General features: G+C 45.2%; 1 protein-coding gene and 1 pseudogene. One reads left to right on the top strand and one right to left on the bottom strand.

The features are described 5' to 3' along the window. Positions 1 to 25: 25 nt before the first annotated feature. Positions 26 to 487, bottom strand: a complete 462-nt coding sequence (gene bcp, locus ACMN7X_RS03415; protein WP_278422480.1) for a thioredoxin-dependent thiol peroxidase — start codon at positions 485 to 487, stop codon at positions 26 to 28. A 356-nt stretch (positions 488 to 843) separates the two neighbouring features. On the opposite strand from bcp, the pseudogene ACMN7X_RS03410 reads away from it, so the two are divergent. Next, positions 844 to 1,200: pseudogene (locus ACMN7X_RS03410) on the top strand (dihydroorotate dehydrogenase (quinone)); the annotation flags it as partial.

The raw sequence follows: 1,200 nt of genomic DNA, 5'->3' as shown, positions 1-1,200 counted from the left end.
CATATAATTATCTCTGTGATATTTTCTATTGATACGCTTCCACGATCTGTTTAAAGTGGTCCTTGGTATTTACCTTGTCGAAAATCTTCTCTATCGTGCCATCGGGGCCGATCACAAACGTCGTACGCAAAATACCCATATAGGTACGCCCCATAAACTTCTTTTCACCCCATACTCCGTAAGCGGCCGCAATACTTTTATCCGCATCGGCGATCAGCGGGAAATTAAGTCCATGTTTTGCGATAAAGCCCTGGTGCGACTTCACGCTGTCGGGACTCACACCGATTACCTCAAAGCCCATTCGCTGCAACTCGGCCCGGCCGTCACGCAAACTGCAGGCCTCGGCGGTACATCCAGGGGTGTTGTCTTTCGGGTAAAAATAGAGAATCACCTTCCTGCCTCGGAAATCCGACAGTGAAATGCTTTTACCGTCCTGATCGGTACCGGTAAACAGAGGGGCTTTATCGCCGATTTTCAACTGGGTCATACTATGCCTCTTTTCGTGAATATACGGTTTAAAGGTACGAAATAAAAGTGAAATTTAAAGCAGAAAAGCAAAGAAGGTTATGAACGAGAACTCCCTGTCAGACCGCTAAAAGCCGATTTAAACGGGAGTTGCATTATTTTCCCGTTATTTTTGTCGGAAGAGTCATACACTCCAGCGTTGTACGGCTCCCTGTAACGGTCTTTGCAGCGTACAACCGGTATGGTACGAAAAAAAGCACCGACAGGACAAAAAACGGAAGCCTATAACTTTTGATTATAACAGATAAAAAAGATTGAATGACATCTCCGCAAAGAAGTTTCTATTTTTATATCGCATTTCAAAAGAATAGCAAGATCATGTATAAACAAATTATCCGGCCTCTTTTATTTTTAATGGATCCCGAAAAGGCACATTCCTTGTTGGTGTCCTGCCTCAAAGGTTACCGGCATCTGCCCTGGTGCAGGTATTGGGTGCGTCGTTTTTACGCTTATCCCGATAAACACTGGGTATGGAATGATCTTGTTTTTAAAAACCGCATCGGGTTATCGGCCGGTTTTGATAAAACGGCCGAGGCTTTTGATGAACTTGCCGATTTAGGGTTCGGATTTATCGAGATTGGAACCGTCACCCCTTCTCCCCAGAAGGGAAATCCCCGGCCACGTATTTTCCGCCTTGTTGAGTGTGACTCACTGATCTCGCGTACCGGATTCAAC

The organism is Frisingicoccus sp. (assembly GCF_048388605.1).
Lineage (GTDB): Bacteria > Bacillota > Clostridia > Lachnospirales > Lachnospiraceae > Frisingicoccus.
Note: the sequence above shows the minus strand (reverse complement) of the source record. Positions and strands in the feature narration are given on the sequence as shown.